The organism is Aliivibrio sp. 1S128 (genome assembly GCF_001691065.1).
GTDB lineage: Bacteria > Pseudomonadota > Gammaproteobacteria > Enterobacterales > Vibrionaceae > Aliivibrio.
The window spans coordinates 98,056-121,700 of the sequence record NZ_MAJV01000058.1 but is presented as its reverse complement, the minus strand read 5'-3'; the positions used below and the strand labels follow the sequence as shown (position 1 = coordinate 121,700).

Genomic DNA, 23,645 nt, shown 5'->3' with positions numbered 1-23,645 from the left:
ATTAATGCTTTAGTTAACAATGAAATTAATAATAATGATTACATTCTTTTATTTCAGTAACTTAGGTGGTAGATTGAGGTTATCGTTAAGGCTTGTTGATAGTCATTGACGTGTAAGTTGAACGGGTATTGGAATTATTTAAGCTCAATAAGTACAAGGATTAAGTTATGAATGTGGATAAAGCAAAAAAGCGTATAGCAAAGCAAGTTAAAAAAGGCTTCAAAGGATATCCTCAGCTTTCTCTATCTTATTTCGGTAAAACATCTGAACTAGCAACAGAGGTGGTTGTTACGTTTATTTTGGAAGAAGGCGCAGAGCCTCAAGAGCAAAAATTTGTCAGTGAAACCAATGTCCGAGAAGATGAAACCATTCAATCTGTCTTAGTTAAGATTATCGATCGTGCTGATGCAAATAGCGTAATGGAAGTGGAAGGAACCGCGATTATTTAACTTCTAATATAGGTTCAATCAGACCAATGACACGGCGAAGGTTTATTCAAACAGTGTCATTGGCTTTTTCGGGTTAAGCGTGAATTTATGAATAAAGCAACAATCATGGGAATGGTCATGTCATTTTTAGGCTTAATCGGGCTTATTATTGCGATGTCCCTTGGTTCTCATTTTCCGATATATCAGTGGCCTTACGAAGCATTTCAAGGTATTGCTTTTGCTTTATCCTTTGGGCTAGGATTATCCGTGATTATAAGTTACGTTGTAACCTGTGTTCTATTTGTCATAGTCGCGAGTGTTTTCTTTATGTTAGGTGCTAAATTATCGCATTGCCTGTTTCGTACTAAGTGATGCCAAAGTAAAATAATCAGATTAATAAGCGTGTGTCACGTTCCGTGCTTTTGATGTTGAGTATAATTCTAAGATAACTGTTTTTATTAAACTTTCTGGAATTTTAAATGACTGAAAAAGAAAAGATGCTATCTGGCCTTCCGTACGATGCTTGGGATAAAACACTATTAAATGATCGCATGAATGCGAAGGCAGTTTGCCATGAATTTAACCTAGCAGATCCAACTCAACTAAATGAAAGAATGGCTATTCTAAAAGGGCTTTTATGTATTAAAGACCAAGCTCACATGGAACCTAACTTTTTTTGTGACTATGGCTATAATATTGAAATTGGCAGCAACTTTTACTCAAATCATAACCTGACGATTGTTGATGTATGCAAAGTGACGATTGGTAATAACGTGTTATTTGGTCCGCATGTAATGATCTCAACGGGTACTCATCCTTTAGACCCGATTGAGCGCCAAAAAACAGAATATGGTGTGAGTATTTCTATCGGTAATGATGTATGGGTAGGTGGCAATGTCTCTATCTTACCCGGTGTGAAGATAGGTAATAATTGTGTGATTGGGGCTGGCAGTGTTGTCAATCGTGATATACCCGATAACAGCGTTGCGGTTGGAAACCCTTGCCGAGTGATTAAATCCATTTAAATAACAAAAAATACCGTATTTATTACACCCAGGGACCTTAGGTTGTTGGGTGTTTTTTTTATTTAGAACAAAATGATACTACGTCACATTATGAGTGAGAATTTTGTCATAGTTTTAAACTCTTACCTATATTTCACATAAGTAGAACCCATATGATGTAAATTAATGGAATTATAAATATTAGGATAATGATGATGAGACAAAAAACATTACGCTTACTTTTAGTTTCTACAATGAGTTATAGTGCCTTTTTTTCAGGAACGGTAATGGCACAAACGGCATCTCTTACGGATTGCAGTGCTAACGTTGGTTGTGATCAGAAAAGTTGTGAAATTGAAAAACAGATCTCTTTTGCTAAAGAGAATGGAAATGAACACCAATTAAAAGGATTAAATATTGCGCTTGAAGAAGTGAATACCTATTGTACTGATGAGAACATTAAAGACGATTTAAAAGAAGAGATTGAAGAACTGAATGAGGAAATTGCGGAAGACCATTCAGATTTGATTGAAGCGAAGCAAGATCAAAAAGCAGATAAAGTAGATAAATATCAACGTAAGATTAAAGAAAAAGAGCAAGAGATAGAAAAGCTTAAAAAAGAATTGATGAGAATTAAATAAAAATCAGAGGTCGGATAATGGATGTAGATATCTTTCAAGTGGATTCATTCACTACAGAAGCGTTTAAAGGAAATCCTGCTGGTGTATGTATTACAGAGCATGGATTAACAGAAGCGCTTATGTTGTCGATTGCTGAGGAAATGGGGGTTTCAGAAACGGCATTTCTTTCTCTTTTTGATATGAGGTTAAGGTGGTTTACTCCAGAAGTGGAAGTGGCTTTATGCGGTCATGGAACCTTGGCTGTTGCGCATATATTAAAAGAAATAGGAATAGCGAGTATTGATGACACCATTATCTTTAATACCTTATCAGGAGTGTTGTCAGCAAAATTACAAGACTCAAGCATAGCACTCGATTTTCCTTCGACCGAGCTGACATTTACTGATAGTAAAAAGAAAGAATTGCTTCTACATTTAGGTATTGAAGAAAAAGACGTCGTATCATTTGGTCAATTCGATACTAAAGATTTTATTGAAATTAAAAGTGAAGTAGCACTACGTAATCTTTCGCCTAATTTTGATGGATTAAAGAAACTGACTGGTCGTGGTGTGCTTGTTACTGCGGAATCATTATCTGATGAATTGGATTTTGTTTCTCGCTACTTTGCTCCGTGGGTAGGGATTAATGAAGACCCTGTTACGGGGTCTGCGCATTGTGCTTTAACCGTGTATTGGGCAAAGAAATTAACGAAATCGTTCTTGAATGGTTATCAGGCTTCATCTCGTGGTGGCTATATAAGTACTGAATTATTATCAACGGGTCGAATTAAGTTGATAGGTTCTGCGGTAACAACAATAAAAGGTAAACTGAAAATATAGGCGTCATTTATAAATAAAAAGGGGTAAGGTTAATGGCTTCATCTTTGTATTTCTTTTTTTAAATAGGTAGTTATGGACAGCTTTTTTAGTAGTGAGATTATTCTCTCTAATTCGACCTTCTTTTTCTTTATGACGTTATTACTTACTGGCTTTCTTCATATTCCGCTTTGGTGCGGTAAAAATTTGTCTAAAATACAATGGAAAAAAATTGATTATCTTTGGCCTATTGTTGCTGGTATTGGTTTGATGGGGACGGTTTCTGAAGTCAGATCAAGAGTAGCGAGTGATTGGGCAGATACAGAACATACACGAGCGGTGTTAAGTCTAGAATCGATAAATGATTATACCGTGAATCAATTAAACAGTTTCTTATGTGCGAATGATGCAAGAGTCGATGAGGGGATTGCATCGCAACAATCTTGCTTATGGCTTTCTGAATCTGCGCGCTATTTACAATCAATAAATTTTAATGAATTACCCAATGTGACGTTTGATAGTTTGCCAAAAATTACATTTAGTTCTGATTTGATCGATTCGGATGTCATGTGGTTGCAAGGCATGTTTGATAATTATCAGACTCAAAAATATGTTTACGAAAGTACGGTGTTAGAAACAAAGAAACACCCATTAGAAGAGTTATTTTGGTATTTGAGCCCTTATTTGATCTGTATTGCGATTTCAGTTCGTGTTACTAAAGTATCTGCAGAGTTAAAGATGGAGAGACAATTTGAAGGAGCTAGTCTAAGAGGTGGTCAGTCCAGATAGTGTCTGGCTCACACTATGACTAAGGAACAATAGCGTTCCCTTATTTAAGCGGTATTTTTATTAATGTAGATAACAATACTAATAAAATACATAAGGAAATGTGATGCTCACTGAAACGCTATCAGGCTTAGAATTAATGCAGGCAATGGTGACGGGGGATTTTCCTCATCCATCAATGGCTGATGTTGTTCCGATGAAAATTATCTCAGCAGAATATGGCCATGTGGTGTTTGAAGCGATGGCTGACGAACGGCACTTAAATCCACTTGGTGGCGTACATGGTGGATTTTTTGCAACGGTGATGGATTTAGTGACAGGTTGCGCTGTTCATACGACATTAGAACCGAATATTGGGTATGGAACGATTGATTTGCATGTAAAGATGCTAAGAGCTATCCCTAAAAACACGTTATTGATTGCAGAAAGCCGAGTGATTCAATCTGGTTATTCTTTGGGAATATCAGAAGGAAGTTTAAAAGACGAAAAAGGGAATTTATATGCACATGCGACCGCAACTTGTATGATTTATCGAGGAAAATGACGGTATTTAATGATAGCCTATTGTTAGTATTAATGATTTTTATTGTTTTAAAGAGGGAATGATATGACGTATCCAATTGTAGGCTCTTGTCAATGTGGGCAAGTAACTTATAAATTATGTGCAGCACCAAAAATGGTGATTGCTTGTCATTGTAAGGAATGCCAAAAATTATCGACAGCGCCATTCAGTGTCACCGCTATTATTGCAACTGAGGCGATTCAATTTGATGGTGAGTTAACTGAGTGGAGCCGATTAGCTGATAGTGGAAATCAAAATAGCGCGAAGTTTTGTTCAACGTGTGGAAATCGAGTCTATCAATATAATCCTGATGATTTAACAACCATAAAGCTGAAATTAAAACCTGTTGATGTGAAAGATGATCGTATTTTTGAGCCGAGTATGCATATTTGGGTTTCTGAAAAATTGAGTTGGGTCAAAATTCCTAAGGGAATGGTGACGTTTGATAAACAACGTTAATAATAAAGATTAGGAGCTCATGTGTTATTTAAGTTGATTTTTCTGTTTGCCGCATTAACTCTACATGGTGTAAAGAGATCCCCTTATCCGCCGACATTTCTCTATAGTATTCCTCTGATATTAATGGGGTTAATGTCGGGTGCGTCTTTTATTATGAGTTTGATTGGTGGCGCGATAACCCTTTGCGTTTCATTTGTGTATTTTTCATTACTTACTCATTTTTCAAGTGGTACACAGCATTACACGATTATTATACTTGGTGGTGGTTTATTGATTTTCTTTGTTTAAGCACGAGCACAACGATAAATTAGGAATGGGATTGGATTTTACAAGGATGAAAGAGTGACGGTAACGGAAGAGATAGAGAATACTTTACTGACCTTTATTAAGGCTGAAATGGCGCAAGATCTCGCTCATGATATTAATCATGTTATGCGAGTAGTGAATACAGCAAAAATACTTTGTGAAGAAGAAAAAGCGATAAAAGAAGTGGTGATCCCTGCCGCGTATTTACATGATTGTTTTTCGTTTGAGAAGAATCATCCAAACCGCGCACAAAGCTCATTGTTTGCCGCAGATAAAGCCATTGTGTTTTTGAACCGTCTAAATTATCCCACTGAGTATTTAGAAGGTATTCATCACGCGATTATTGCTCACAGTTTTAGTGCGAATATTGAAACACAGACAGTAGAAGCTCAGATAATTCAAGATGCTGATCGATTGGATGCATTAGGGGCCATTGGTATTGCAAGGTGTATTCAAGTGAGTGCTAAGTTAGATCGCCCTTTGTATTCTTTTGATGACCCATTTTGTCATGAGAGAACACCAACCGATGGGCTTTATACTATCGATCATTTTTATACGAAGCTATTGACGTTATCAGGCTCGATGAAAACCAAGTCGGCAGTCAGAGAAGCGGATAAACGTACTTTAGTGATGCGCGCATTTTTAATGCAACTAGAATCAGAAATCTAATCGATAAGATAAAGAGTGAGCTAAAAACAGTATATCTCTATACCATTTTTAGCTTGATCACATTATGCGTTTTTTAGCATATCTAGGGCAACCGCTTCAGCGATCTTAATTCCATCGATACCAGCAGATAAAATACCACCCGCATAACCCGCACCTTCACCACCTGGGTATAATCCCTTAGTGTTGATGCTTTGGAAATCTTTACCACGTTTAATTTGCACTGGAGATGAAGTACGTGTCTCAACACCAGTTAGCATGGCATCTTTACTGTCAAAACCACGGATTTTCTTAGCAAATGCAGGTAGAGCTTCGCGGATTGCTTCAATCGCAAAGTCTGGTAATGCATCACTAAGATCCGTCATCTTCACGTTAGGCTTATAAGATGGTTCAACGTTTTCAAATGGTTTACCTTTGCCTGCGGCTAAGAAATCACCCACCATTTGAGCAGGAGCATCATAATTGCTGCCACCCATAACATACGCATTACGCTCTAATTGACGCTGAAGTGCAATACCTTGCAGCGGATCGTTATTAAAGTCTTCAGGTGAGATACCAACAACGATAGCACTGTTTGCATTACGCTCACTACGTGAATATTGACTCATGCCGTTAGTTACTACAGCATGTTCTTCTGACGTAGCGGCAACAACAACACCACCCGGACACATACAGAAGCTGTATACAGAACGGCCATTTTTACAGTGATGCACGAGTTTATAATCGGCAGCGCCTAGAAGTGGGTGACCTGCATTTTTTCCAAAGCGTGCTTGGTCAATCATTTCTTGTTTGTGTTCAACACGGAAACCAATCGAGAATGATTGAGCTTCCATGTGTACGCCTTTATCATGCAACATTTGGAATGTATCACGTGCACTGTGGCCGATAGCTGCAACAACGTGTTTACTATTGATGACTTCGCCACCGTTTAGTGTCACGCCCGTTACTTGCCCGTCTTCGATATTGATTTCATCAACGCGGCTTTCAAAGCGAATGTCTCCACCCAGCTCAATGATCTTGCTACGCATTTGTGAAACCATGGTCACTAATTTATAAGTACCGATATGAGGCTTACTTACATAAATGATTTCAGCAGGTGCACCGGCTGCAACAAATTCTGTTTTTACTTTAAGTCCTAGGAAACCTGGATCTTTCACTTGGCTGTATAGCTTGCCATCAGAGAAAGTGCCTGCGCCGCCTTCACCAAACTGAACGTTTGATTCTGTGTTTAATTCACTGGTACGCCAAAAACGGAAGGTATCTTTTGCACGTTCGTGTACTGATTTGCCACGTTCTAATACGATTGGTTTGAATCCCATTTGCGCTAAGATAAGTGCAACAAATAAACCACATGGGCCCATACCAATAACAATAGGGCGCTCAGTTAAATCAGCAGGAGCAGTGGCAACGTATTTGTATTCTGTGTCAGGTGAAACACGAATGTTATGGTTGTCTTCAACGTTGCCTAGTAGCTGCTCTTCATTCACGTCTTGTAGGGTAATATCTAGCGTGTAGATTAAGAAAATTTGATTCTTTTTACGTGCGTCATAGCCACGTTTAAATACATGGATATCAACCAGCTGCTCTTCAGTAATAGACAGTGTACTTAAAACTGTATTTTTCAGTTCGTCTTCACTGTGATCCAGCGGTAATTTAACTTGGTTGATACGTATCATAATTCACCTGATAGTTGGCATGAAAATAAGCGCGTAGTTTACGTGATCTATCTCAAAAATGTAATCAATATTACCGCTTAAAAACGGCAAAAATACTCATTTCATATCACACCGTGCCAATGATATTTTTTTGCTAATTTTTTCAATAAGTTTATTTCATTTTCTGAACTCACTTTTAACCATTCGATTAGATCATCAATTACGGCTGAATGGGTGCGTTGGTGTCCGAAATATGTCCATGCGCTGTGCTGTATTTTTGCATTTTCAGGGCAATAAAAGAAACCTCTGTCCAACTCTTGAAGTATGAGTAAGAGATCCGTTACGGTAGCGCCTTGTCCTGATAAACAGGCACTCAACGCTAAATCTAATGAAAGAAAGCTGGTATTTCTTATTTGTTGATATGGGGAACTTGCCATATCTGCTAGCCACATTTTCCAATCATGATGGTCCAAGGTTGGGTGCAGTCGTGGCATGGTTAATATCGAATCCACATTTGTGTGTTCCGTTACGATACTGGCGGCACAAACGGGAGCCATAAACTCTTCTCGGAGAAGAAACATATTTGGTCTGTTGTCATAATAATCTTTTAAACGAGAGTGAAAGATCAACAGGTCATAGTCTGGGTTATTTAGGCATTCATCTTCTTCCAAAGAAGGGATGATAACGATTTCGTAATCAGGGTAACGTTCATTAAGCTCTCGAACCTTAGGGATGAGTATACGAGTCGCAAAGCTGAGCGTTGCTTTAATAACGATTCGTTTCTGTTTTGGTTCTTGCCAAGATGAAATGATTGATTCTAACGTGGAATAGTTACCTTGTAACGCATGATAAAGGTCTAACCCTTGTAAAGTCAGTTCGATGGCTCGATGTTTACGTATAATTAAGGATGCGTTGAGATCATCCTCAAGCTGTTTTACCTGCCGACTTACCGCACTTTGTGTCACATTAAGTTCGTTTGCTGCTGAGGTGAAGCTCATTAGGCGCGCTACGGATTCAAAGGCTTTTAGGCCGTTATGTGAGTAAGGTAAATTAGGATAAGGAGTCATAATCTCTTCGCATGAGTTTTTGGAATGTCAGTGTGGCGGATATATCAATTGAATACTAGCGCTTTACACTTTAACTTTGGCCCTAATCAATAATGTCGCGATATAATTATAAGAACGTTCACCTTTATGAAAAAAATACTCTCATTAGCATTCCCTCTCATCATCTCACAACTTATTTCTATGGCTTTGGTATTGACTGATGTATGGATGATGTCGCGGTTAAATGTTTCCGCATTGGCTGGCGGTGGTTTGGGTGCCTCTATCTACTTTTTCATTTTTATTATTGGCAGCAGCACGGTTGGTTGTGTCGCCAATTTAATTGCGATTGCTTATGGGCAGCGCTTGGCAAGACCTGATTATGGTAACCAGCAGATCCGTTTAGCGGTTAAAGGGGCCGTATTATTGTCTGTGTTATTAAGCGTTGTTCTTATGTTTCTTTTTTCGTATGCCCCATTAGTATTAAGGGCGGCAAATCAACCAGAAGAAATGATCACTTTGGCGATGGAATACGTTCACGCTTTAAAATGGGTTATGTTTCCATCACTCATATTACTTGTGCTGCGAGGCTTAACCAGTGCATTGGGCAATGTGAGGTCGATTATGGTGATGTCAGTGATTACCGTGATTCTTAATGTACCTATCAGTTATGTATTAACCTTTCAATTTGATATGGGTCTTACCGGTTTAGGATTAGGAACGGCAATTGCGGCGTTTATAGTGATGATTGGGTACGGTTTATGGGTATTTAAGCAAGCAGAGTATCAGCCGTTTTCCCCTTGGTTACATCTTGACGAATATTCATTGAAGTTAATGAGCCCCTTGCTCGTGATGGGATTACCTATTGCGGTAGCTGCATTACTTGAACATGGCTTAATTTACGGTGGCACTCTAATGGCAGGAACAATAAGTATTGCTTCTTTAGCGTTACATCAAATCCTATTACAGTGTTTAAGTTTTACATGGAATTTTAACTTTGGTTTCTCACAAGCCTCTGCCATTTTAGTGGGGCGTGATTTTGGTTCTGAGAATTATGAAGGAATAAAACGCACTTCGTTGCACAGTTTTATGTTGGTCACGGTATTAAGTGTATTTTTATCTGCTCTTTTCATTATCTGGCCAGAAGCGGTGGCAAACTTGTTCTTATTGGATGATGGAAGTAATAATATGTCTGAATTACTGTCGTCTGTTATTTGGGTTGTCGCCTTGTGTTTCATTGTAGATGCATGGCAATTGCTTGCGATTAACTTATTGCGTGGAATGAAAATTGTCTCAATGCCAACAGTTATGACGGCAATAGGTTATTGGGTGTTTGGTTTACCCGCGGCATGGTTCTTAATGCCATTGTTTGGATTGGCTGGAATTTGGGCCGGTATTGGGGTCGGATTAGGTGTAACTGGCATATTGTTATTGATTCATCTAATGGTGGCCATACGTCGCTATAATCATATAGGCAGTCATTCGTTGAATTAAAACACATCGTAAAAGATAATAAATTTCATTTAAGCATTTAAGCATTTAACAGTTAAATATGTTGAATGCTTTTTTTATTTATATTATTCACTCTAATATGTTGTTTTAGTTGCATACTCACATCTTTCACACTCTCTATAGCTGACATCACAAATTCATTAAGTCTTCATACACACAGAATTAATAGGGGATTATAATGGACAGAATAGAATGTTGCAGACCACTATTCGCCCACGCGTCTAATCTGTGTTTATAAAAGGAATTTATGATGATTCACACGATTCAAGAAACGGTATTTACGTATTCTCAACCATTGTTTGAAGATTGGAAAAAAGGTGCAAATACTTGGCTGCCTTCTGAAGTCTCTGTCCCTATAGAAATAGATGCTCAGCGTGATGAATATTTTGGTTCATACTTCGCTTTATCTCAATATATGAAGAAAGGGTGGTTAGGCACTCCGTTTTATGCATTAGGTAATAGGGAGGTGGATAACCCGATGTATACAGAAGGGCGAATTTTACTCGCCCAATATATAAACCCGAATAAATTATCTCTTTTTAAAGGATTACGAACAGGGTTAACGTCAGGAGAGCCTGATTTATTCTTATACCGACCTGATGGCGCCATATTGTTTGTTGTGGTAAAAAAAGAGAATGAATACCTTTCGGATGCAGAGTTAATTTGTTTATCCAACATTAAATCAGTCTTGGAGTGTGAGGTTGAAGTCGCCTACCTGGCAGAAGAGGACTGCAATTATGTTCCGAAGAGTTATGATATTAAGGTGGTTCAATTTCCTAACCCATTAGGAGTGTAAGACAAAGTGACTGATATAGGGGTAACAATGAATAAGATAATAGATAAATTAGCTTGGATTTACCTAGAAGATGGAAAGTTACTTACTGTGCGTTCTAAGGGGAAAGCCTTGTTTTATCTTCCTGGTGGAAAACGGGAATCAGGTGAAACTGATGAGGAGGCTTTGGTTCGAGAGATAAAAGAAGAGCTATCCGTTGATTTAAACGTTGATACCATCAAATATGCAAATACGTTTACCGCCCAAGCCGATGGGAAAGACAAGGGAGTATCTGTTCAATTGACGTGCTATTTTTCAGAATATGAAGGAGAACTAGCCCCTGATGCAGAAATTGAAGAAGCTAAATTTTTAAACTTGTCTGAGAAAGCGTTATGTTCACTAGCGACATTAGTTACTATGGATTGGCTTGAAGAAGAAAATCAATTAATCGGTAAAGAAGAAACTAGTGAGGTATAAATGGTAATTTGGCCAGCAATAGTGAAATTTGATGGTGATCCTGAACTTGATTACATCTCTGATGAAAAGAAATGGGAAATAGAATCTGAATTACATTATTTAGGGTATCAGGATAAAGATATATTGATTGATTCTACTGGTACGATATTTAGCTTGAATGATCCAAGTAATAATTCGACGAAGGTTATTAATAGCAATAAAACGATAGCGGTGGACGCTTTACTTGATCTTATTAAAGCACATCAGTCTTCATTAGGTTTATGTTGTGCTGCTAAAGTGGGTATTGATTCAATAAAAGAGGCCATTAATTCTGTTAAAGAATGATGTAAACCTCGAGGTATGAGGGTATCTCGAGGTTTTATATGAAAACATTATGAGCATGAACCGCAACAAACCCCTGGTTCACCGTGTTTTCCTTTTTGTTCTGCTTTAGCGTCTTCAGTGCTTTTAGTTGACGCTTGCTGTTGAATTACCGCTTTTGTTTCTTTGTTGGTTTCTTCTTTTTTGAAAATCTTTTTAAGTGAAAATGTCATAAGAACTCCTGATGGTTAATAAGGTGCATTTAATATGCGTCTTATTAATTATTTGTTGATTAGTCAAGAGTACATTCTTATCACTCTTAACCCATCTGATATTTAGATGGTATCTAACTATTCCTGGAATGGCGTGGTTCTTAAATATCAGCCTAGTTGAAGCCTTTATTTTAGATATTGGTCTCGTTGTGTTTTATCTGTTTTATGCTTATATCTATAACTTGGCTTATGATAAAGCTTTCCCTATACAGCATAAAACTCAGTTAAAGAATGAGAACGTAACAATATAGTTTTATTTGGTTGGATTTAAATAGGGAGTCTCGTTTAACAAGGAGTGAGAATGAGTCATAAATTGTCAGATTTTAGTGTGCATATCCCTATTGATCGTGAATTGATGGATCTTCAAAACCAAGTAAAAGAAAAACTCTATGATTTTAATCATAGTCGCCCGTCGCAAAGTGTACTTAGACAAGAATTATTGGATGATCTCTTTGGAAGTAATAAAGGAGTTACCATCATTCCTCCTTTTTATTGTGATATGGGGAAAAACATTCGCTTTAAACAAGGCGGTTTTTTAAATACAGGTGTCACTATTCTTGACCTTGCTACCGTAACTATCGGTGAATACGTTCAAATTGGGCCAAATGTGGTTATTAGCACTGCCGGGCATCCTTTTGATCTTGCTGAGCGAGTGCTTCCTATTGCTACAGGTAATCCTATTGTTATTGGTGATAACGTATGGATTGGTGCCAACAGTGTTATTCTTGATGGTGTAACAATAGGGGATAGAAGTATTATTGGTGCAGGAAGTATAGTAACGAAAGATATTCCTTCTGATTGTGTTGCTGTTGGTAATCCTTGTCGTGTAATTAAGTCAATTTCTCATAGTAAAATGCCGACAAATGAAGAATTAGATGAAATGTGGTTGCCATTGTTTGACGCACATAATTAAAGATAGAATTAACAATTGTTCTTTTTTTGAACAAATGAAGGTAATAGTGATCGTGATAGCATTTTGTGTTTATAAAGTTATCTAAACTCTTAATGGAAAATTTATTTTTGAAATTTGAGTAAGATTATCAAACAAACAAGGAGGTAACACATGGATAATGTAGCGATTGCATTGCACCAATTAAATAGGGCCATTGATCTTTACTTTAATCAGCAAGATTTTATCAGCACAATAACATTGAGTAATGCCGCTCAGACTCTTTTATTAAAGAAATGGATCGTTGATAGCCAAGCGAAAGCCTGTGAAGATGTTATTTTTAATTCAACCGAGTCTTCTGAATTTTTACAATACGGTTATAAAATGGATTCATGCATTTCATTTTCTGCGCTAGATAATAATGAAGAATTAGAAGATAAAGCTCATCAAATATTAATGCGATGCTGTGATAATGTAATGAGGTTAAACCTCCCTCGTAGCAAAGAGGTCTCTGCCTTTATTCGTATGAAAAGTAAAATATTCATATAGCGCATTTAAATACTGGTGTTGTGAATGTTAACCTATAGGAGGAGGCTCGTGTCGTCCTTTTTAAGCCCTCCTTGCCCAAGTAACCGTTTTTCTTATCCAGGGTTCTTTGTTTTACTTTTATTCACCACAGGTTCTGTTTTACGTCTTAAAACTCGTCTTTATTATGCCTTTAAGTTTTTGTTTTTTATGAGTTTATAATTATTGGTATTTGTAATGGATACTGGTAATCTTTCCCTAGATAAATTCAGAGGACAAGATATGGCGACCTACAATGAAGTATTTGAAAAAGTAGATTTCTCACATCAAGATTTGAGTGAGTCCTATTATGAAGGATGTAAGTTTTATTGCTGTAATTTTAGTCGAGCAAATTTAAGAGACGCTAGATTTATAGATTGTTCTTTTATTGAGCAAGGTGCCATTGAAGGTTGTCATTTTGATTACAGTGATTTACGAGATGCTTCTTTTAAAAGTTGCCGTTTAACAATGTCTAATTTTAAAGGCGCAAATGGATTTGGAGCAGAGTTTAGAGATTGTGATTTAAAAGGCGCGAATTTTGTCCAAGCAAACTTTGTAAATCAAATAAGCCACCAAATGTATTTTTGTTCTGTTTACATCACTGGTTGTAACTTGTCTTATGCGAACTTTGAACGTTTATGTATTGAAAAATGTGATTTGTTTGAAAATAAATGGAATGGCGCCAATCTACAAGGAACCTCATTAAAAGGTTCTGATCTTTCCCGTGGTTCTTTCTCTGAAGATGCGTGGGGGCAATTTAGAATGCAAGATGCTAATTTATGCCATTGTGAATTAGAAGGCTTGGACCCCCGTAGGGTTGATTTAACGGGCGTTAAAATTTGTGGTTGGCAACAAGAGCAATTATTAGAACCACTGGGTTTAGTCGTTTTACCTGATTAATAGGAGAGTGTGATGAGTAATTTGTTTACGAACCTTCCTACTGAGCTAAGTAATGAGGTATTTACTGATTTAGTGACAAGTCATTCTGTGCGTATAGAGAGAATCGTATCGTCAGGCCAAAGCTCTCCTGAATCTGGTTGGTATGATCAAGATGAGAATGAATGGGTTTTAGTACTTGAAGGTTTTGGTACGATAGTATTTGAAGATGGAACAGAGAAAACATTATGTAAGGGAGATTACTTAACTATCCCTGCACATCAAAAACATAAAGTGAGTAAAACAGACCCTGATAACATCACTATTTGGTTAGCGGTCTTCTATTGAGTAAATGAAGATTCTTACATTTGGGCTTTTAATCGTTTACTCTGTCTTCTCTATTAATAGAACGGAACCAATATAATGACTCAAACACTGACGATTGTTGCAAGAATTGAAGCACAAGAAGGCAAAGCGGAATTTGTTAAAGCAGAAATGCTTAAGTTACTTGAACCGACACGTAAAGAAGTCGGTTGTATTCAGTATGATTTACATCAAGATAACGACAACCCATGTGTATTTGTGTTCCATGAGCAATGGGAAAGCGAAGCGCTTTTACAAGACCATTTAGATAGCGCTCATATAGCTGAGTATGTAAAAGCAGTAGACGGCTCAGTCGCCTTATTTGTGCTTAATCGTATGACAAAGCTTTAATAGAGATTGAATACTGATAATTTATTAGAGACTGCAAGCTTATTGTATAGCGAGTAAGTCATGAGTAAGAAAAAGCCACTCACGTATCATCATGAGTGGCTTTTTTATATCTTATGTATTTATCAGTATCGAACCCTTAGAAGGAAAGGAAGATACCTGCAACTGTTGCACTCATTAAGTTTGCTAATGTAGCAGCAAAGATGGCTTTCATGCCTAAACGGGCAATATCAGGACGACGACTTGGTACAACACCACCTAACCCCCCCATTAACATGGCAATAGAGGTTAAGTTTGCAAAACCGCATAAAGCAAAAGTGACAATAGCTTGAGAGTGTTCACTCAATTGGTCTTTAACTGTCATTAAGTCAGCAAAAGCAACGAATTCATTAATCGCGATTTTCTTACCAATTAAACTGGCAGCAACCGTTGCTTCTGACCATGGCACACCGATTAACCAGGCGACAGGGGCAAATAGGTAACCAAAAATAAGATCTAAGCTTAAGTTTTCAAACCCAACTAACATTCCTATTTTATGTAATCCGCCATTCAATAGAGCGATAAGACTGATAATAGCTAATAAGCTGGCACCAACAGCAAATACAATTTGTAAACCGTTCAATGCACCTTGAGAAGCCGCATCAATAATATTGACAGGGGCATCATCAACACAATCATCTTCGTATTGGTCTGTTTCGTTAATGTCTTCAGTTTGAGGGACAATGAGTTTTGCCATCATTAGGCCTGCTGGTGCAGACATAAAGCTTGCTGCGATTAAGTAACGTAATTCAACACCTAAACCTGCGTAACCGACCATTGTGCCACCCGCAACGGATGCTAAACCACCCACCATTACGGCAAACAATTCAGAACGAGACATTTTAGCAAGAAAGGGGCGTACAACTAACGGTGCTTCAACTGAGCCAACAAAAATATTCGCGGTTGCTGACATTGATTCTGTACGAGTTGTGCCAAGGAAGCGCTGTAAACCGCCGCCAATAATTTTAATGACCCATCCCATTATACCTAAGTAGTAAAGAACAGAGATTAGCGCTGAGAAGAAAACGATGGTAGGCAAAACGTTGACGGCAAAAATAAAGCCTAGTTTGTATTGGGCTAAATCACCAAAAAGGAATTCTGTGCCTATACGTCCATAAGCAATAATGTCTGAAACAGCAAGAGAGATACTATTTAGGATAGTTTGGCCAATTGGCACGTAGAGGATGAACCCGGCAAATAATAACTGAATTAAGAACGCGCCTAATACAGTGCGCCATTTGATGGCTTGTCGGTTTTCTGAAAAAAGAAACGCAATCGCGAATAGGCAAACAATGCCTAAAATACTGACCAAAAAGTCCAAGGTCAAACTCCAATAGTATTTAGTTGATGATTGCGGGGGTATTCTAGTCAAAAATAAAAGTGTGACAAGGATCAAGATGTTATTGAAACTACATAGCCATAACAAAAATAAGGTAATTTGTTTATAGATCCATCAATAAATACTCATTTGAGAGGTTTGTCACATATAAAAGAGTCAGTTGTTACTATATGGGATAATGGGTGCGATTAATTACGATTATTATCCCTAAGGTAGGGTGTTTTTTTATCGATTAATCTAATTAACAATGATTCAAAAAGTTGATTAGGTAACCATTACACATTATCAATCTTCTCTGCATTAATGTGGTGGCGAACAAACTCCATAAAGATGTGTACTTTTTTGGCTAAGAATTTACGACGCGGATAAACAGCGTAAAGAGGCATTGATTGATTTAATTCCCAATCAGGAAGAAGTTGCACAAGCTTACCAGTTCGTAATTCATCAGAAAGCAGATAAGTCGCTATATAGCCTATACCATTACCTGATACGGTCGCGTTACGAATCGCATCGGCAGAATCAATTCGATAATTACCCGATACTTTTATTTGTAGATTCTCATCTCCTTTATGGAAACCCCATACATTATCTTTACGCTCACGACTCATGTACGTTAGACAGTTATGCTTTTTAAGATCGTAAGGGTGATAAGGGATCCCATGCTTAGCTAGATACGTAGAGTTAGCGACAAGCACAAAATGACAATCAATTAGATGCCTTGCTACAAATCCTTCAGGAGGGGAATCCATCACACCTATCCATAAGTCTAATTGCTCTGCAATCACATCGATCTTATGATCAAACAACGTTATCTCTATATTAAGCTGTGGATAGCGCTGATGAAGCTCAGAAAGATAGGGCAATATATGATTGGTTGCAAAAGACTGCGCGATACCGACACGTAATTTACCATTCAATGTATCTACGCTAGAAAGCAATTCATTTTCGGCTTCGTTAATTTCATCGGCGATATTGGCACAATGCACTGCGAACGATTGACCTGCTTCCGTAAGAGAAAAAGAGCGCGTGGTTCGTTGTACTAGCTGAACACCTAAACGCTCTTCAAGAAGTTGGATTTGTAAACTGACCTGAGTTCTTGAAATATCAAGAAGTTGAGCGGCTTTGGTAAAGCTTTTTTGTTGAGTAAGCGCATTGAATACGATCATTTGTTTAGCTTGCTTTAGCATGGGCTTCTCTATGGGCATTTTAACAGTTAAAAGGTCAACTCTATTGTAATAGAGCGATGGGATTGAATAAAGTGTGTAATATCTTTGTTTTACGTGGTCTATTGAAAAATACACTGTTTTTTCATGGTAAAGTTTGGTTATGAAAGAAGTTTATTAAGGAAGATTGAATGTTATTTCCATATAAGAATATAGTTATATTAACGGGTGCTGGCATTTCAGCAGAATCAGGTATTCAAACCTTTCGTGCAAGTGATGGCCTGTGGGAAAACCATAGAATTGAAGATGTCGCTACACCGGAAGGTTTTTTTAAAGATCCCGATTTAGTTCAAGATTTTTATAATAAGCGCCGTGCATTATTAAAAAGCAATGAGATCAAACCAAACGCAGCCCATAAAGCATTAGCGAAGCTTGAGAGTGAGCTTGATGGCACGGTGACTATTGTGACTCAAAATATTGATAATTTACACGAACGTGGTGGCAGTTCAAATGTGATTCATATGCATGGTGAGCTAAATAAGATCCGCTGTGAAGAATCAAACCAAGTTATCGGCTGTACTGATGATATCCATACCGGCGATCTTTGCCATTGTTGCCAGATACCTGCGCAGCTACGCCCTCATGTGGTGTGGTTTGGTGAGATGCCATTAGAGATGGGACGAATTCATGATGCGTTAAATAAAGCGGATTTGTTTATTTCTATTGGAACGTCAGGTTCTGTGTATCCCGCTGCAGGGTTTGTTCATGAGGCCATGCTTCATGGAGCTCACACCATTGAGATTAATCTAGAGGCAAGTGCCGTTGATGATGAGTTTGAAGAGAAACGTTATGGGAAGGCGGGTACGCTCGTTCCTGAGCTAGTTGCGGAACTATTAGAAGCATAAAACGAACCTAAATCGATATAATAAAAAAAAGCCAATGAAGTATTTGTTCATTGGCTTTTTTTGTTTTATTTATGACTTAGTCAAAAGTAAAAATAATATTACATATCTACTTTTAGGCGTTGGAAGTATTCATCATAAATAGAACTTGCAGAGCCTACTTCATCTTGCCACTCGCCTGAATCCATAACTTCTTGTGGTGGGAAGATATTAGGATCATTAGCAAACGCTTTAGGAAGAAGAGGATATGCAGATTTAACTGGCGTAGGGTAGCCAATTTCTAGCGCAATTTTTGCTGCATTTTCAGGGCGAAGTAAAAAATCTATCATTTGGTGTGCAGCATCTACATTTTTCGCACCAGAAGGAATCGCTAGGCTATCCATCCAAAAAATAGTGCCTTTATCAGGCCATACGATTTGAATATTAGCACCTTCTTCACGAGCCATATAAGCAGAACCGTTCCACAACATACCTACGCTTGTTTCGCCAGCTAAGTATGGATTTGCAGGGAAATCAGAATTAAATACCAATACGTTTGGCATTAATTTTTTCAATTCTTCGTATGCAGCTTTGATTTCGTCAGGATTAGTTGTATTTCCTGAGTAACCTAATTTAGTTAATGCCATATGGAAGACTTCACGTGAGTCATCCATCATCATTAATTGGCCTTGCCATTTTTCATCCCAGAAGTCATTCCAAGAATGAAGCTCATTCGGGTTCATCATATCCGCATTAACACCGATACCCGTCGCACCCCAAATATAAGGAATAGAGTAGTTGTTGTTTGGATCGAATGGTTTGTTCAAATAGTTAGGATCTAAATCTTTGAAATGTGGCAATTTACTTTTATCAATTTTTTGTAACATACCTTCTTTGCGCATTTTAGACACAAAGTAAGTTGAAGGAACAACTAGGTCGTATCCTGAACCTTGAGTTTTTAACTTAGCGTACATGCTTTCGTTAGACTCGTATGTAGAATAATAGACTTTGATGCCGGTTTCTTTTGTGAAGTCTTCTAGTACTTCATTAGGAATATATTCTGACCAGTTGTAAAAATAGAGCTCTTTATCTGCAGCTTGTGCATTACCAGCGATTAAGGCTGCAGCGCACAGTCCTGTAGAGACGAGAGTGGTCCACTTTTTCATTTCCTTCTCCTATATCAGAGGGATTTCCATTAATTAGCCGAGCATTATACCAATATTTGAGACAGACTTCATGGGTTTATAAATCAAGGGCTTGATATAGATTAGTTTTTGAGGAAAGAAAGGGGGGGATAGAGATGAATAAGCATAAATCTTGAGTATAAAAATGGCAGCGTAAACGCTGCCATTAATTAAGGTCAGTAAAGGGTTAGGTTACTGTCCGGCTTTCAGTTTTAAGAAGTACTCTTCGTATTTCACTGTCATGTCACCAACGGCAGATTGCCATTCAACACGGTCAAGATCTTCTTGAGAAGGGAATAATGGCGCTATATCTTTAAATTTGTCATTTGATGCTTTAACAGCAGTTAGGTAACCAGTATCTTGAGAGATACGTGCTGCAATTTCAGGGCGAAGTAAGAAATCAATCATCTTATGTGATGCTTCTACGTTTGTCGCGCCAGATGGAATTGCAAAGTTATCAACCCAACCAATACCACCTTCTTTAGGGAAGATTAGCTTAATTGGTAATCCTTCCGCTTGCGCGGCAGCCGCTGAACCATTCCAAAGCATACCAAGACCAACTTCGCCTGCCATGTATGGTGCAGCAGGGTTGTCTGAGTTAAACACCAATACGTTTGGCATTAGTTTTTGTAGCTCAGCGTAAGCTTCATCAATTTCTTTTGGATTGGTTGAGTTACCTGAGTAACCTAATTTGCGCAATGCAATATGGAATACTTCACGAGTGTCATCCATTAGCATTAATTGACCTTCAAACTCTGGGTTCCAAAGATCGCTCCAGCTATCGAAATCATCTGGATTATACATTTCAGTATTTACAGCAAGACCTGTAATGGCAACTACGTGTGGGATAGAGTATTCATTCTTTGGATCGAATGCTTTATCTAAATAGTTTGTATCTAAACCATTGAAGTTTGAAATTTTTGATTTATCAATTGGTTGTAGCATTTTTTCGTCACGCATTTTTGCTACAAAGTAAGTTGATGGTACAACTAAATCGTAACCTTTATTATGCGCTTTCATTTTTGCGTATAAAGTTTCGTTAGACTCATAAGTAGAGTAGATAACTTTAATGCCAGTTTCTTTAGTAAATTCTTCTAAGATATCACTGTTGATGTATGGTCCCCAGTTCATGAATACCAATTCATCATTTTCTTTTGCGTTAGCAACATTGATTGTTAGTGCTAATGCACAGGCGGTTCCAGTAAAAAACGCAGCCATTTTGTTCATTGATTGACTCTCCATTAGAGTGATAAAAAAGGAGACATGTCGAACAAAAGGCATGTCTTCCAGATTTTATTGCTTATATTAAGCAATTAATTTTTAGATTTACTTTATTTTTTCTCTTGCTAGCAGTTGTGATATTACAACTAAAGCAAGTGAAACAATTAACATTACCGTCGCTAGGGCGTTCACTTCAGGTGAAATGCCCACTTTAACCATTGAATAAATCTTCAGTGGTAAGATTTCGTAAGTTGGCCCCGTTACAAATGAACTGATAATTACGTCATCTAACGAAAGCGTAAAACTTAGTAACCAACCAGCGGCAACGGCTGGTTTTGCTAGTGGTAAGATAATCTGTTTTAGAATTACCCATTCACTTGCACCTAAATCACGAGCCGCTTCTAGCATCTTCACGTCAAAGCCTTTTAAGCGGCTATAAACAGTGACCACTACGAATGGCAGGCAGAAGGTAATGTGAGCAATTAATAAGGTTAAAAAACCAAGTTCAAATCCGATAACTAAGAAAATAGCTAATAATGAAATTGCCATCACGATATCTGGTGACATCATGACGATAAACAATAATCCATTAACGAATTTCTTGCCTTTAAACTGATAACGAAATAGGGCAACCGCTGTCAAGCTACCAATCACGGTTGCTGCAGTACCTGAAATTACTGCAATGGTAATTGAGTGCCAAGCGGCTTGCATTAAACTGTCGTTATTTGCTAGAGCTTCATACCACTTAGTAGTAAAACCTCCCCATTTCATGCCAAACTTACTTGCGTTAAATGAGTTCGCAATTAAAACGATGATTGGTAAATATAAGAAAATATATACCAAGCTCATGAAACTGAATTTTATAGTGCGTCCCATTAATCTAGATCCGCCTTTTTATTTAATAACTTGCCTGCACGATAGTATGCGTACAGCATTAATGCCATTGCTAGAGTTAGGGCAATACTGGTTGCTGCGCCAAATGGCCAGTCTCGAGCATTAAGTACCTGACTCTTGATAACATTACCAATCAATAGATTTTTCGCGCCACCTAACAGGTCAGAAATATAGAACATACCTAATGCTGGTAATAGAACCAATAAACAACCACCGATAATGCCTGGCATAGTAAGCGGTAAAACAATCTTCCATAACGTTTGAAGTTTGTTTGCGCCTAAATCACGAGCGGCTTCTAAATAGGTGCGATCCAACTTTTCGATTGCTGAATATAATGGCAAGATCATAAAAGGTAATAGGATATAAACCAAACCGATCATAACCGCGCTTTCCGTATACATAATTCGCATTGGTTTATCAATGATATCCATTGCGATTAAGCTTTTATTCAGAATACCTTGGGTGCCTAACACTATTTTTAAGCCGTAAGTACGGATCAATGAGTTAGTCCAGAAAGGAACAATGATTAAAAAAAGCATAAATGGACGCCATTTTTCTGGCATTTTTGCAACAATGTAAGCAAATGGGTAACCCACAACTAAACATATTAGTGTTGCAACAATGGCCATATAAAATGAATGCCACAGTACTTTTGCGTATAAAGGATCAAAAAGACGCAGATAGTTATCTATCGTAAACGTCATTTCAATTAAATTTGCTTCATCACGAGTTAGGAAACTGGTGCCGATGATCATTACATTAGGAATGAAAACGAACAGCAGTAACCAGGTTACGATAACAGTGATGATGATATTTTGGAGATTAAACTTCTTGTTCATCTGCTAACACCACTTCCCAGCTTTCAACCCAAGTAATTGCTACTTTTTGACCTAAAGAGTGATCAACATCAGGATCATCTTCATTAAAGAACTCACTGATCATGACTCGCATCCCTGAATCTAATTCAAGAACAGAATCTAATGTCATGCCTTTATAAGTACGTTCGCGAACATACCCAGTAATGCCTTTAGTATCTGATTCTTTAATTTCTTCAAGTCGTAAATCTTCAGGACGCAACAGCACTTTTACTTTATCTCCTGGATTTACATCCAGTTCACAGTAAACAGTTGCTGATGTGTCTTCAATTTCTGCTTTAATACGTTTGTCATCAAGACGTTCCAGCACAGTGGCTGCGAATACGTTGATTTCACCAATAAAGCGAGCAACAAATAGGTTCTTTGGTTCTTCATAAATTTCACGAGGAGTACCATCTTGTTCGATAACACCATCACGCATTACAATAATACGGTCTGACATCGATAGGGCTTCTTCTTGATCGTGAGTTACAAAGATAAAAGTAATACCCAACTGACGCTGTAGTTGTTTAAGCTCAATTTGCATTTGTTTACGTAATTTGTAATCAAGTGCAGATAACGATTCATCTAATAATAGAACCTTAGGCTTATTTACTACTGCGCGTGCAATAGCAATACGTTGTTGTTGGCCACCAGATAACTGATGCGGCTTACGATTTGCCATTTGAGCAAGACGTACCATTTGCAATGCTTCCATTACTCTTGGTTCGATGTCTTTACTTGGAATGTTTTGCATACGTAAACCAAACGCAACGTTTTCAAATACCGTCATGTGTGGGAATAGGGCATAGCTTTGGAATACAGTATTCACATGCCTCTGCTCTGCGGGTATTGACGTTACATCCGTCGAATCCAGTAAAATTGTTCCTGCATCTGCAGTTTCAAAACCTGCTATCATGCGCAACACTGTGGTTTTACCACACCCTGATGGCCCAAGAATGGTTAGAAATTCACCGTGGTTAACATCTAGATCAAAATTAGATATTACTTCTTTGCCATCAAAACTTTTTGAAATGCCTGTTAATTTAATAACGGCTTCTTTTTCGGATTTTTGTGTAACGTTCAATGTCTTTTTATCTCCGCCTTCGGGTAGTGATACCGCGCTTAGTATTATGAATGTAAGATGGGATTTCGGGCGCATAATAGACCCCAAGTTATCATATTAAAAGTGTTTTTTATTTGATAACCCTATTTTTTTTTAAACTCTTTGTATTTTAGCGCTTTAGTGTATATATGTTGAGCTTAATTATAGACAAAATTCAGTAAGTTGGTTGGTTTTGTTACAATTAAAAGTCGTTGTTTTCAAAGGATTAGTAAAATTCTTTTTTTTGA

Annotated in this window: 29 protein-coding genes and 1 pseudogene; 20 read left to right on the top strand and 10 right to left on the bottom strand. The window is 37.7% G+C overall.

The features are described from left to right. Positions 1–167 precede the first annotated feature (167 nt). The 9 genes from A6E03_RS08290 to A6E03_RS08245 all read left to right on the top strand — a co-directional run bounded on the left by A6E03_RS08290 (position 168) and on the right by A6E03_RS08245 (position 5,649). Positions 168–449, top strand: a complete 282-nt coding sequence (locus A6E03_RS08290) for a hypothetical protein (RefSeq protein ID WP_065591163.1) — start codon at positions 168–170, stop codon at positions 447–449. A 458-nt stretch (positions 450–907) separates the two neighbouring features. Continuing rightward, a complete protein-coding gene (locus A6E03_RS08280) occupies positions 908–1,453 on the top strand; it encodes a sugar O-acetyltransferase (RefSeq protein WP_065600600.1) in 546 nt (181 codons plus the stop codon). Positions 1,454–1,644: 191 nt separating this feature from the next. After that, positions 1,645–2,073 carry a DUF1090 domain-containing protein gene (locus A6E03_RS08275; protein WP_255310610.1) on the top strand — a complete coding sequence of 143 codons (429 nt, stop codon included), beginning with the start codon at positions 1,645–1,647 and terminating at the stop codon, positions 2,071–2,073. 17 nt (positions 2,074–2,090) lie between these two features. Beyond that, positions 2,091–2,891: a PhzF family phenazine biosynthesis protein gene (locus A6E03_RS08270; protein ID WP_065600599.1), complete on the top strand. Its 801-nt coding sequence runs from the start codon at positions 2,091–2,093 to the stop codon at positions 2,889–2,891. A 72-nt stretch (positions 2,892–2,963) separates the two neighbouring features. Then, positions 2,964–3,656 carry a hypothetical protein gene (locus A6E03_RS08265; protein WP_065600598.1) on the top strand — a complete coding sequence of 231 codons (693 nt, stop codon included), beginning with the start codon at positions 2,964–2,966 and terminating at the stop codon, positions 3,654–3,656. A gap of 103 nt (positions 3,657–3,759) precedes the next feature. Further along, a complete protein-coding gene (locus tag A6E03_RS08260; RefSeq protein WP_065600597.1) occupies positions 3,760–4,197 on the top strand; it encodes a PaaI family thioesterase in 438 nt (145 codons plus the stop codon). A gap of 63 nt (positions 4,198–4,260) precedes the next feature. Further along, positions 4,261–4,674: a GFA family protein gene (locus A6E03_RS08255; RefSeq protein WP_065600596.1), complete on the top strand. Its 414-nt coding sequence runs from the start codon at positions 4,261–4,263 to the stop codon at positions 4,672–4,674. Positions 4,675–4,695: 21 nt separating this feature from the next. Continuing rightward, complete coding sequence (locus A6E03_RS08250; RefSeq protein ID WP_065600595.1) at positions 4,696–4,962, top strand: hypothetical protein; 267 nt, start codon at positions 4,696–4,698, stop codon at positions 4,960–4,962. A gap of 108 nt (positions 4,963–5,070) precedes the next feature. Continuing rightward, positions 5,071–5,649, top strand: coding sequence for an HD domain-containing protein (locus A6E03_RS08245; protein WP_369688359.1), 579 nt, complete (start codon positions 5,071–5,073; stop codon positions 5,647–5,649). Between the two features lie 62 nt (positions 5,650–5,711). Here A6E03_RS08245 and A6E03_RS08240 read toward each other — a convergent pair whose 3' ends face one another. Both A6E03_RS08240 and A6E03_RS08235 read right to left on the bottom strand, forming a co-directional pair. Continuing rightward, positions 5,712–7,322, bottom strand: a complete 1,611-nt coding sequence (locus A6E03_RS08240) for an NAD(P)/FAD-dependent oxidoreductase (RefSeq protein WP_065600593.1) — start codon at positions 7,320–7,322, stop codon at positions 5,712–5,714. Positions 7,323–7,423: 101 nt separating this feature from the next. Beyond that, entirely contained in the window at positions 7,424–8,368 is a 945-nt protein-coding gene (locus A6E03_RS08235) for a LysR family transcriptional regulator (RefSeq protein WP_065591152.1), read from the bottom strand. 126 nt (positions 8,369–8,494) lie between these two features. Between A6E03_RS08235 and A6E03_RS08230 the strand changes: the two genes are divergently transcribed. From A6E03_RS08230 to A6E03_RS08215, 4 genes are all read left to right on the top strand, one after another. Then, entirely contained in the window at positions 8,495–9,838 is a 1,344-nt protein-coding gene (locus tag A6E03_RS08230) for an MATE family efflux transporter (protein WP_065591151.1), read from the top strand. Positions 9,839–10,103: 265 nt separating this feature from the next. Then, positions 10,104–10,652: a VRR-NUC domain-containing protein gene (locus A6E03_RS08225; RefSeq protein WP_369688357.1), complete on the top strand. Its 549-nt coding sequence runs from the start codon at positions 10,104–10,106 to the stop codon at positions 10,650–10,652. 27 nt (positions 10,653–10,679) lie between these two features. Continuing rightward, entirely contained in the window at positions 10,680–11,105 is a 426-nt protein-coding gene (locus A6E03_RS08220) for an NUDIX domain-containing protein (RefSeq protein ID WP_065600592.1), read from the top strand. Further along, positions 11,106–11,429, top strand: a complete 324-nt coding sequence (locus A6E03_RS08215) for a DUF4144 family protein (protein ID WP_065600591.1) — start codon at positions 11,106–11,108, stop codon at positions 11,427–11,429. It begins immediately after the preceding gene. A gap of 47 nt (positions 11,430–11,476) precedes the next feature. Here the strand turns inward: A6E03_RS08215 and A6E03_RS08210 are convergent, their stop codons facing one another. Beyond that, positions 11,477–11,638: a CCGSCS motif protein gene (locus A6E03_RS08210; RefSeq protein WP_065591147.1), complete on the bottom strand. Its 162-nt coding sequence runs from the start codon at positions 11,636–11,638 to the stop codon at positions 11,477–11,479. 113 nt (positions 11,639–11,751) lie between these two features. Between A6E03_RS08210 and A6E03_RS08205 the strand changes: the two are divergent. The 6 genes and pseudogenes from A6E03_RS08205 to A6E03_RS08180 all read left to right on the top strand — a co-directional run. After that, positions 11,752–11,928, top strand: a pseudogene (locus A6E03_RS08205) (chlorhexidine efflux transporter); the annotation flags it as partial. Between the two features lie 50 nt (positions 11,929–11,978). Continuing rightward, complete coding sequence (locus tag A6E03_RS08200; RefSeq protein WP_065591146.1) at positions 11,979–12,590, top strand: sugar O-acetyltransferase; 612 nt, start codon at positions 11,979–11,981, stop codon at positions 12,588–12,590. A gap of 150 nt (positions 12,591–12,740) precedes the next feature. Next, positions 12,741–13,115 (top strand): hypothetical protein, encoded by a 375-nt coding sequence (locus A6E03_RS08195; protein WP_065591145.1) that lies wholly within the window; start codon positions 12,741–12,743, stop codon positions 13,113–13,115. A 258-nt stretch (positions 13,116–13,373) separates the two neighbouring features. After that, positions 13,374–14,030 (top strand): Qnr family pentapeptide repeat protein, encoded by a 657-nt coding sequence (locus A6E03_RS08190; RefSeq protein WP_065600694.1) that lies wholly within the window; start codon positions 13,374–13,376, stop codon positions 14,028–14,030. A gap of 12 nt (positions 14,031–14,042) precedes the next feature. Continuing rightward, positions 14,043–14,354: a cupin domain-containing protein gene (locus A6E03_RS08185; protein WP_065600590.1), complete on the top strand. Its 312-nt coding sequence runs from the start codon at positions 14,043–14,045 to the stop codon at positions 14,352–14,354. Between the two features lie 75 nt (positions 14,355–14,429). Continuing rightward, complete coding sequence (locus tag A6E03_RS08180; RefSeq protein WP_065600589.1) at positions 14,430–14,720, top strand: putative quinol monooxygenase; 291 nt, start codon at positions 14,430–14,432, stop codon at positions 14,718–14,720. A 136-nt stretch (positions 14,721–14,856) separates the two neighbouring features. Here A6E03_RS08180 and A6E03_RS08175 read toward each other — a convergent pair whose 3' ends face one another. After that, the gene (locus A6E03_RS08175; protein WP_065600588.1) at positions 14,857–16,077 is read right to left on the bottom strand and encodes a NupC/NupG family nucleoside CNT transporter; all 1,221 of its coding nucleotides are present in this window, start codon (positions 16,075–16,077) and stop codon (positions 14,857–14,859) included. A gap of 293 nt (positions 16,078–16,370) precedes the next feature. Next, a complete protein-coding gene (locus A6E03_RS08170; protein ID WP_065591141.1) occupies positions 16,371–17,282 on the bottom strand; it encodes a LysR family transcriptional regulator in 912 nt (303 codons plus the stop codon). A 167-nt stretch (positions 17,283–17,449) separates the two neighbouring features. Here A6E03_RS08170 and cobB point away from each other — a divergent pair, with 167 nt between their 5' ends. Further along, entirely contained in the window at positions 17,450–18,163 is a 714-nt protein-coding gene (cobB, locus tag A6E03_RS08165) for a Sir2 family NAD+-dependent deacetylase (RefSeq protein ID WP_065600587.1), read from the top strand. Positions 18,164–18,261: 98 nt separating this feature from the next. On the opposite strand, the gene A6E03_RS08160 is transcribed toward cobB, so the two are convergent. The 5 genes from A6E03_RS08160 to potA all read right to left on the bottom strand — a co-directional run bounded on the left by A6E03_RS08160 (position 18,262) and on the right by potA (position 23,379). Beyond that, complete coding sequence (locus A6E03_RS08160) at positions 18,262–19,305, bottom strand: extracellular solute-binding protein (RefSeq protein ID WP_065591139.1); 1,044 nt, start codon at positions 19,303–19,305, stop codon at positions 18,262–18,264. Between the two features lie 210 nt (positions 19,306–19,515). Then, positions 19,516–20,550, bottom strand: a complete 1,035-nt coding sequence (locus A6E03_RS08155) for an extracellular solute-binding protein (RefSeq protein WP_065591138.1) — start codon at positions 20,548–20,550, stop codon at positions 19,516–19,518. A gap of 99 nt (positions 20,551–20,649) precedes the next feature. Then, positions 20,650–21,420, bottom strand: coding sequence for a spermidine/putrescine ABC transporter permease PotC (gene potC, locus A6E03_RS08150; RefSeq protein ID WP_065591137.1), 771 nt, complete (start codon positions 21,418–21,420; stop codon positions 20,650–20,652). After that, positions 21,420–22,277: a spermidine/putrescine ABC transporter permease PotB gene (potB, locus tag A6E03_RS08145; RefSeq protein ID WP_065591136.1), complete on the bottom strand. Its 858-nt coding sequence runs from the start codon at positions 22,275–22,277 to the stop codon at positions 21,420–21,422. Before potB ends, potC begins: the two co-directional genes overlap by 1 nt. Beyond that, positions 22,261–23,379, bottom strand: coding sequence for a spermidine/putrescine ABC transporter ATP-binding protein PotA (potA, locus tag A6E03_RS08140; RefSeq protein ID WP_065591320.1), 1,119 nt, complete (start codon positions 23,377–23,379; stop codon positions 22,261–22,263). Before potA ends, potB begins: the two co-directional genes overlap by 17 nt. Positions 23,380–23,645: the final 266 nt, after the last annotated feature.

Bases quoted from the DNA above. Each gene is read 5' to 3' on its own strand.
- A6E03_RS08290 (WP_065591163.1), top strand. From the start codon at position 168: ATGAATGTGGATAAAGCAAAAAAGCGTATAGCAAAGCAAGTTAAAAAA.
- A6E03_RS08280 (WP_065600600.1), top strand. From the start codon at position 908: ATGACTGAAAAAGAAAAGATGCTATCTGGCCTTCCGTACGATGCTTGG.
- A6E03_RS08275 (WP_255310610.1), top strand. From the start codon at position 1,645: ATGATGAGACAAAAAACATTACGCTTACTTTTAGTTTCTACAATGAGT.
- A6E03_RS08270 (WP_065600599.1), top strand. From the start codon at position 2,091: ATGGATGTAGATATCTTTCAAGTGGATTCATTCACTACAGAAGCGTTT.
- A6E03_RS08265 (WP_065600598.1), top strand. From the start codon at position 2,964: ATGGACAGCTTTTTTAGTAGTGAGATTATTCTCTCTAATTCGACCTTC.
- A6E03_RS08260 (WP_065600597.1), top strand. From the start codon at position 3,760: ATGCTCACTGAAACGCTATCAGGCTTAGAATTAATGCAGGCAATGGTG.
- A6E03_RS08255 (WP_065600596.1), top strand. From the start codon at position 4,261: ATGACGTATCCAATTGTAGGCTCTTGTCAATGTGGGCAAGTAACTTAT.
- A6E03_RS08245 (WP_369688359.1), top strand. From the start codon at position 5,071: ATGGCGCAAGATCTCGCTCATGATATTAATCATGTTATGCGAGTAGTG.
- A6E03_RS08240 (WP_065600593.1), bottom strand. From the start codon at position 7,322: ATGATACGTATCAACCAAGTTAAATTACCGCTGGATCACAGTGAAGAC.
- A6E03_RS08235 (WP_065591152.1), bottom strand. From the start codon at position 8,368: ATGACTCCTTATCCTAATTTACCTTACTCACATAACGGCCTAAAAGCC.
- A6E03_RS08230 (WP_065591151.1), top strand. From the start codon at position 8,495: ATGAAAAAAATACTCTCATTAGCATTCCCTCTCATCATCTCACAACTT.
- A6E03_RS08225 (WP_369688357.1), top strand. From the start codon at position 10,104: ATGATGATTCACACGATTCAAGAAACGGTATTTACGTATTCTCAACCA.
- A6E03_RS08220 (WP_065600592.1), top strand. From the start codon at position 10,680: ATGAATAAGATAATAGATAAATTAGCTTGGATTTACCTAGAAGATGGA.
- A6E03_RS08215 (WP_065600591.1), top strand. From the start codon at position 11,106: ATGGTAATTTGGCCAGCAATAGTGAAATTTGATGGTGATCCTGAACTT.
- A6E03_RS08210 (WP_065591147.1), bottom strand. From the start codon at position 11,638: ATGACATTTTCACTTAAAAAGATTTTCAAAAAAGAAGAAACCAACAAA.
- A6E03_RS08200 (WP_065591146.1), top strand. From the start codon at position 11,979: ATGAGTCATAAATTGTCAGATTTTAGTGTGCATATCCCTATTGATCGT.
- A6E03_RS08195 (WP_065591145.1), top strand. From the start codon at position 12,741: ATGGATAATGTAGCGATTGCATTGCACCAATTAAATAGGGCCATTGAT.
- A6E03_RS08190 (WP_065600694.1), top strand. From the start codon at position 13,374: ATGGCGACCTACAATGAAGTATTTGAAAAAGTAGATTTCTCACATCAA.
- A6E03_RS08185 (WP_065600590.1), top strand. From the start codon at position 14,043: ATGAGTAATTTGTTTACGAACCTTCCTACTGAGCTAAGTAATGAGGTA.
- A6E03_RS08180 (WP_065600589.1), top strand. From the start codon at position 14,430: ATGACTCAAACACTGACGATTGTTGCAAGAATTGAAGCACAAGAAGGC.
- A6E03_RS08170 (WP_065591141.1), bottom strand. From the start codon at position 17,282: ATGCTAAAGCAAGCTAAACAAATGATCGTATTCAATGCGCTTACTCAA.
- cobB (WP_065600587.1), top strand. From the start codon at position 17,450: ATGTTATTTCCATATAAGAATATAGTTATATTAACGGGTGCTGGCATT.
- A6E03_RS08160 (WP_065591139.1), bottom strand. From the start codon at position 19,305: ATGAAAAAGTGGACCACTCTCGTCTCTACAGGACTGTGCGCTGCAGCC.
- A6E03_RS08155 (WP_065591138.1), bottom strand. From the start codon at position 20,550: ATGAACAAAATGGCTGCGTTTTTTACTGGAACCGCCTGTGCATTAGCA.
- potC (WP_065591137.1), bottom strand. From the start codon at position 21,420: ATGGGACGCACTATAAAATTCAGTTTCATGAGCTTGGTATATATTTTC.
- potB (WP_065591136.1), bottom strand. From the start codon at position 22,277: ATGAACAAGAAGTTTAATCTCCAAAATATCATCATCACTGTTATCGTA.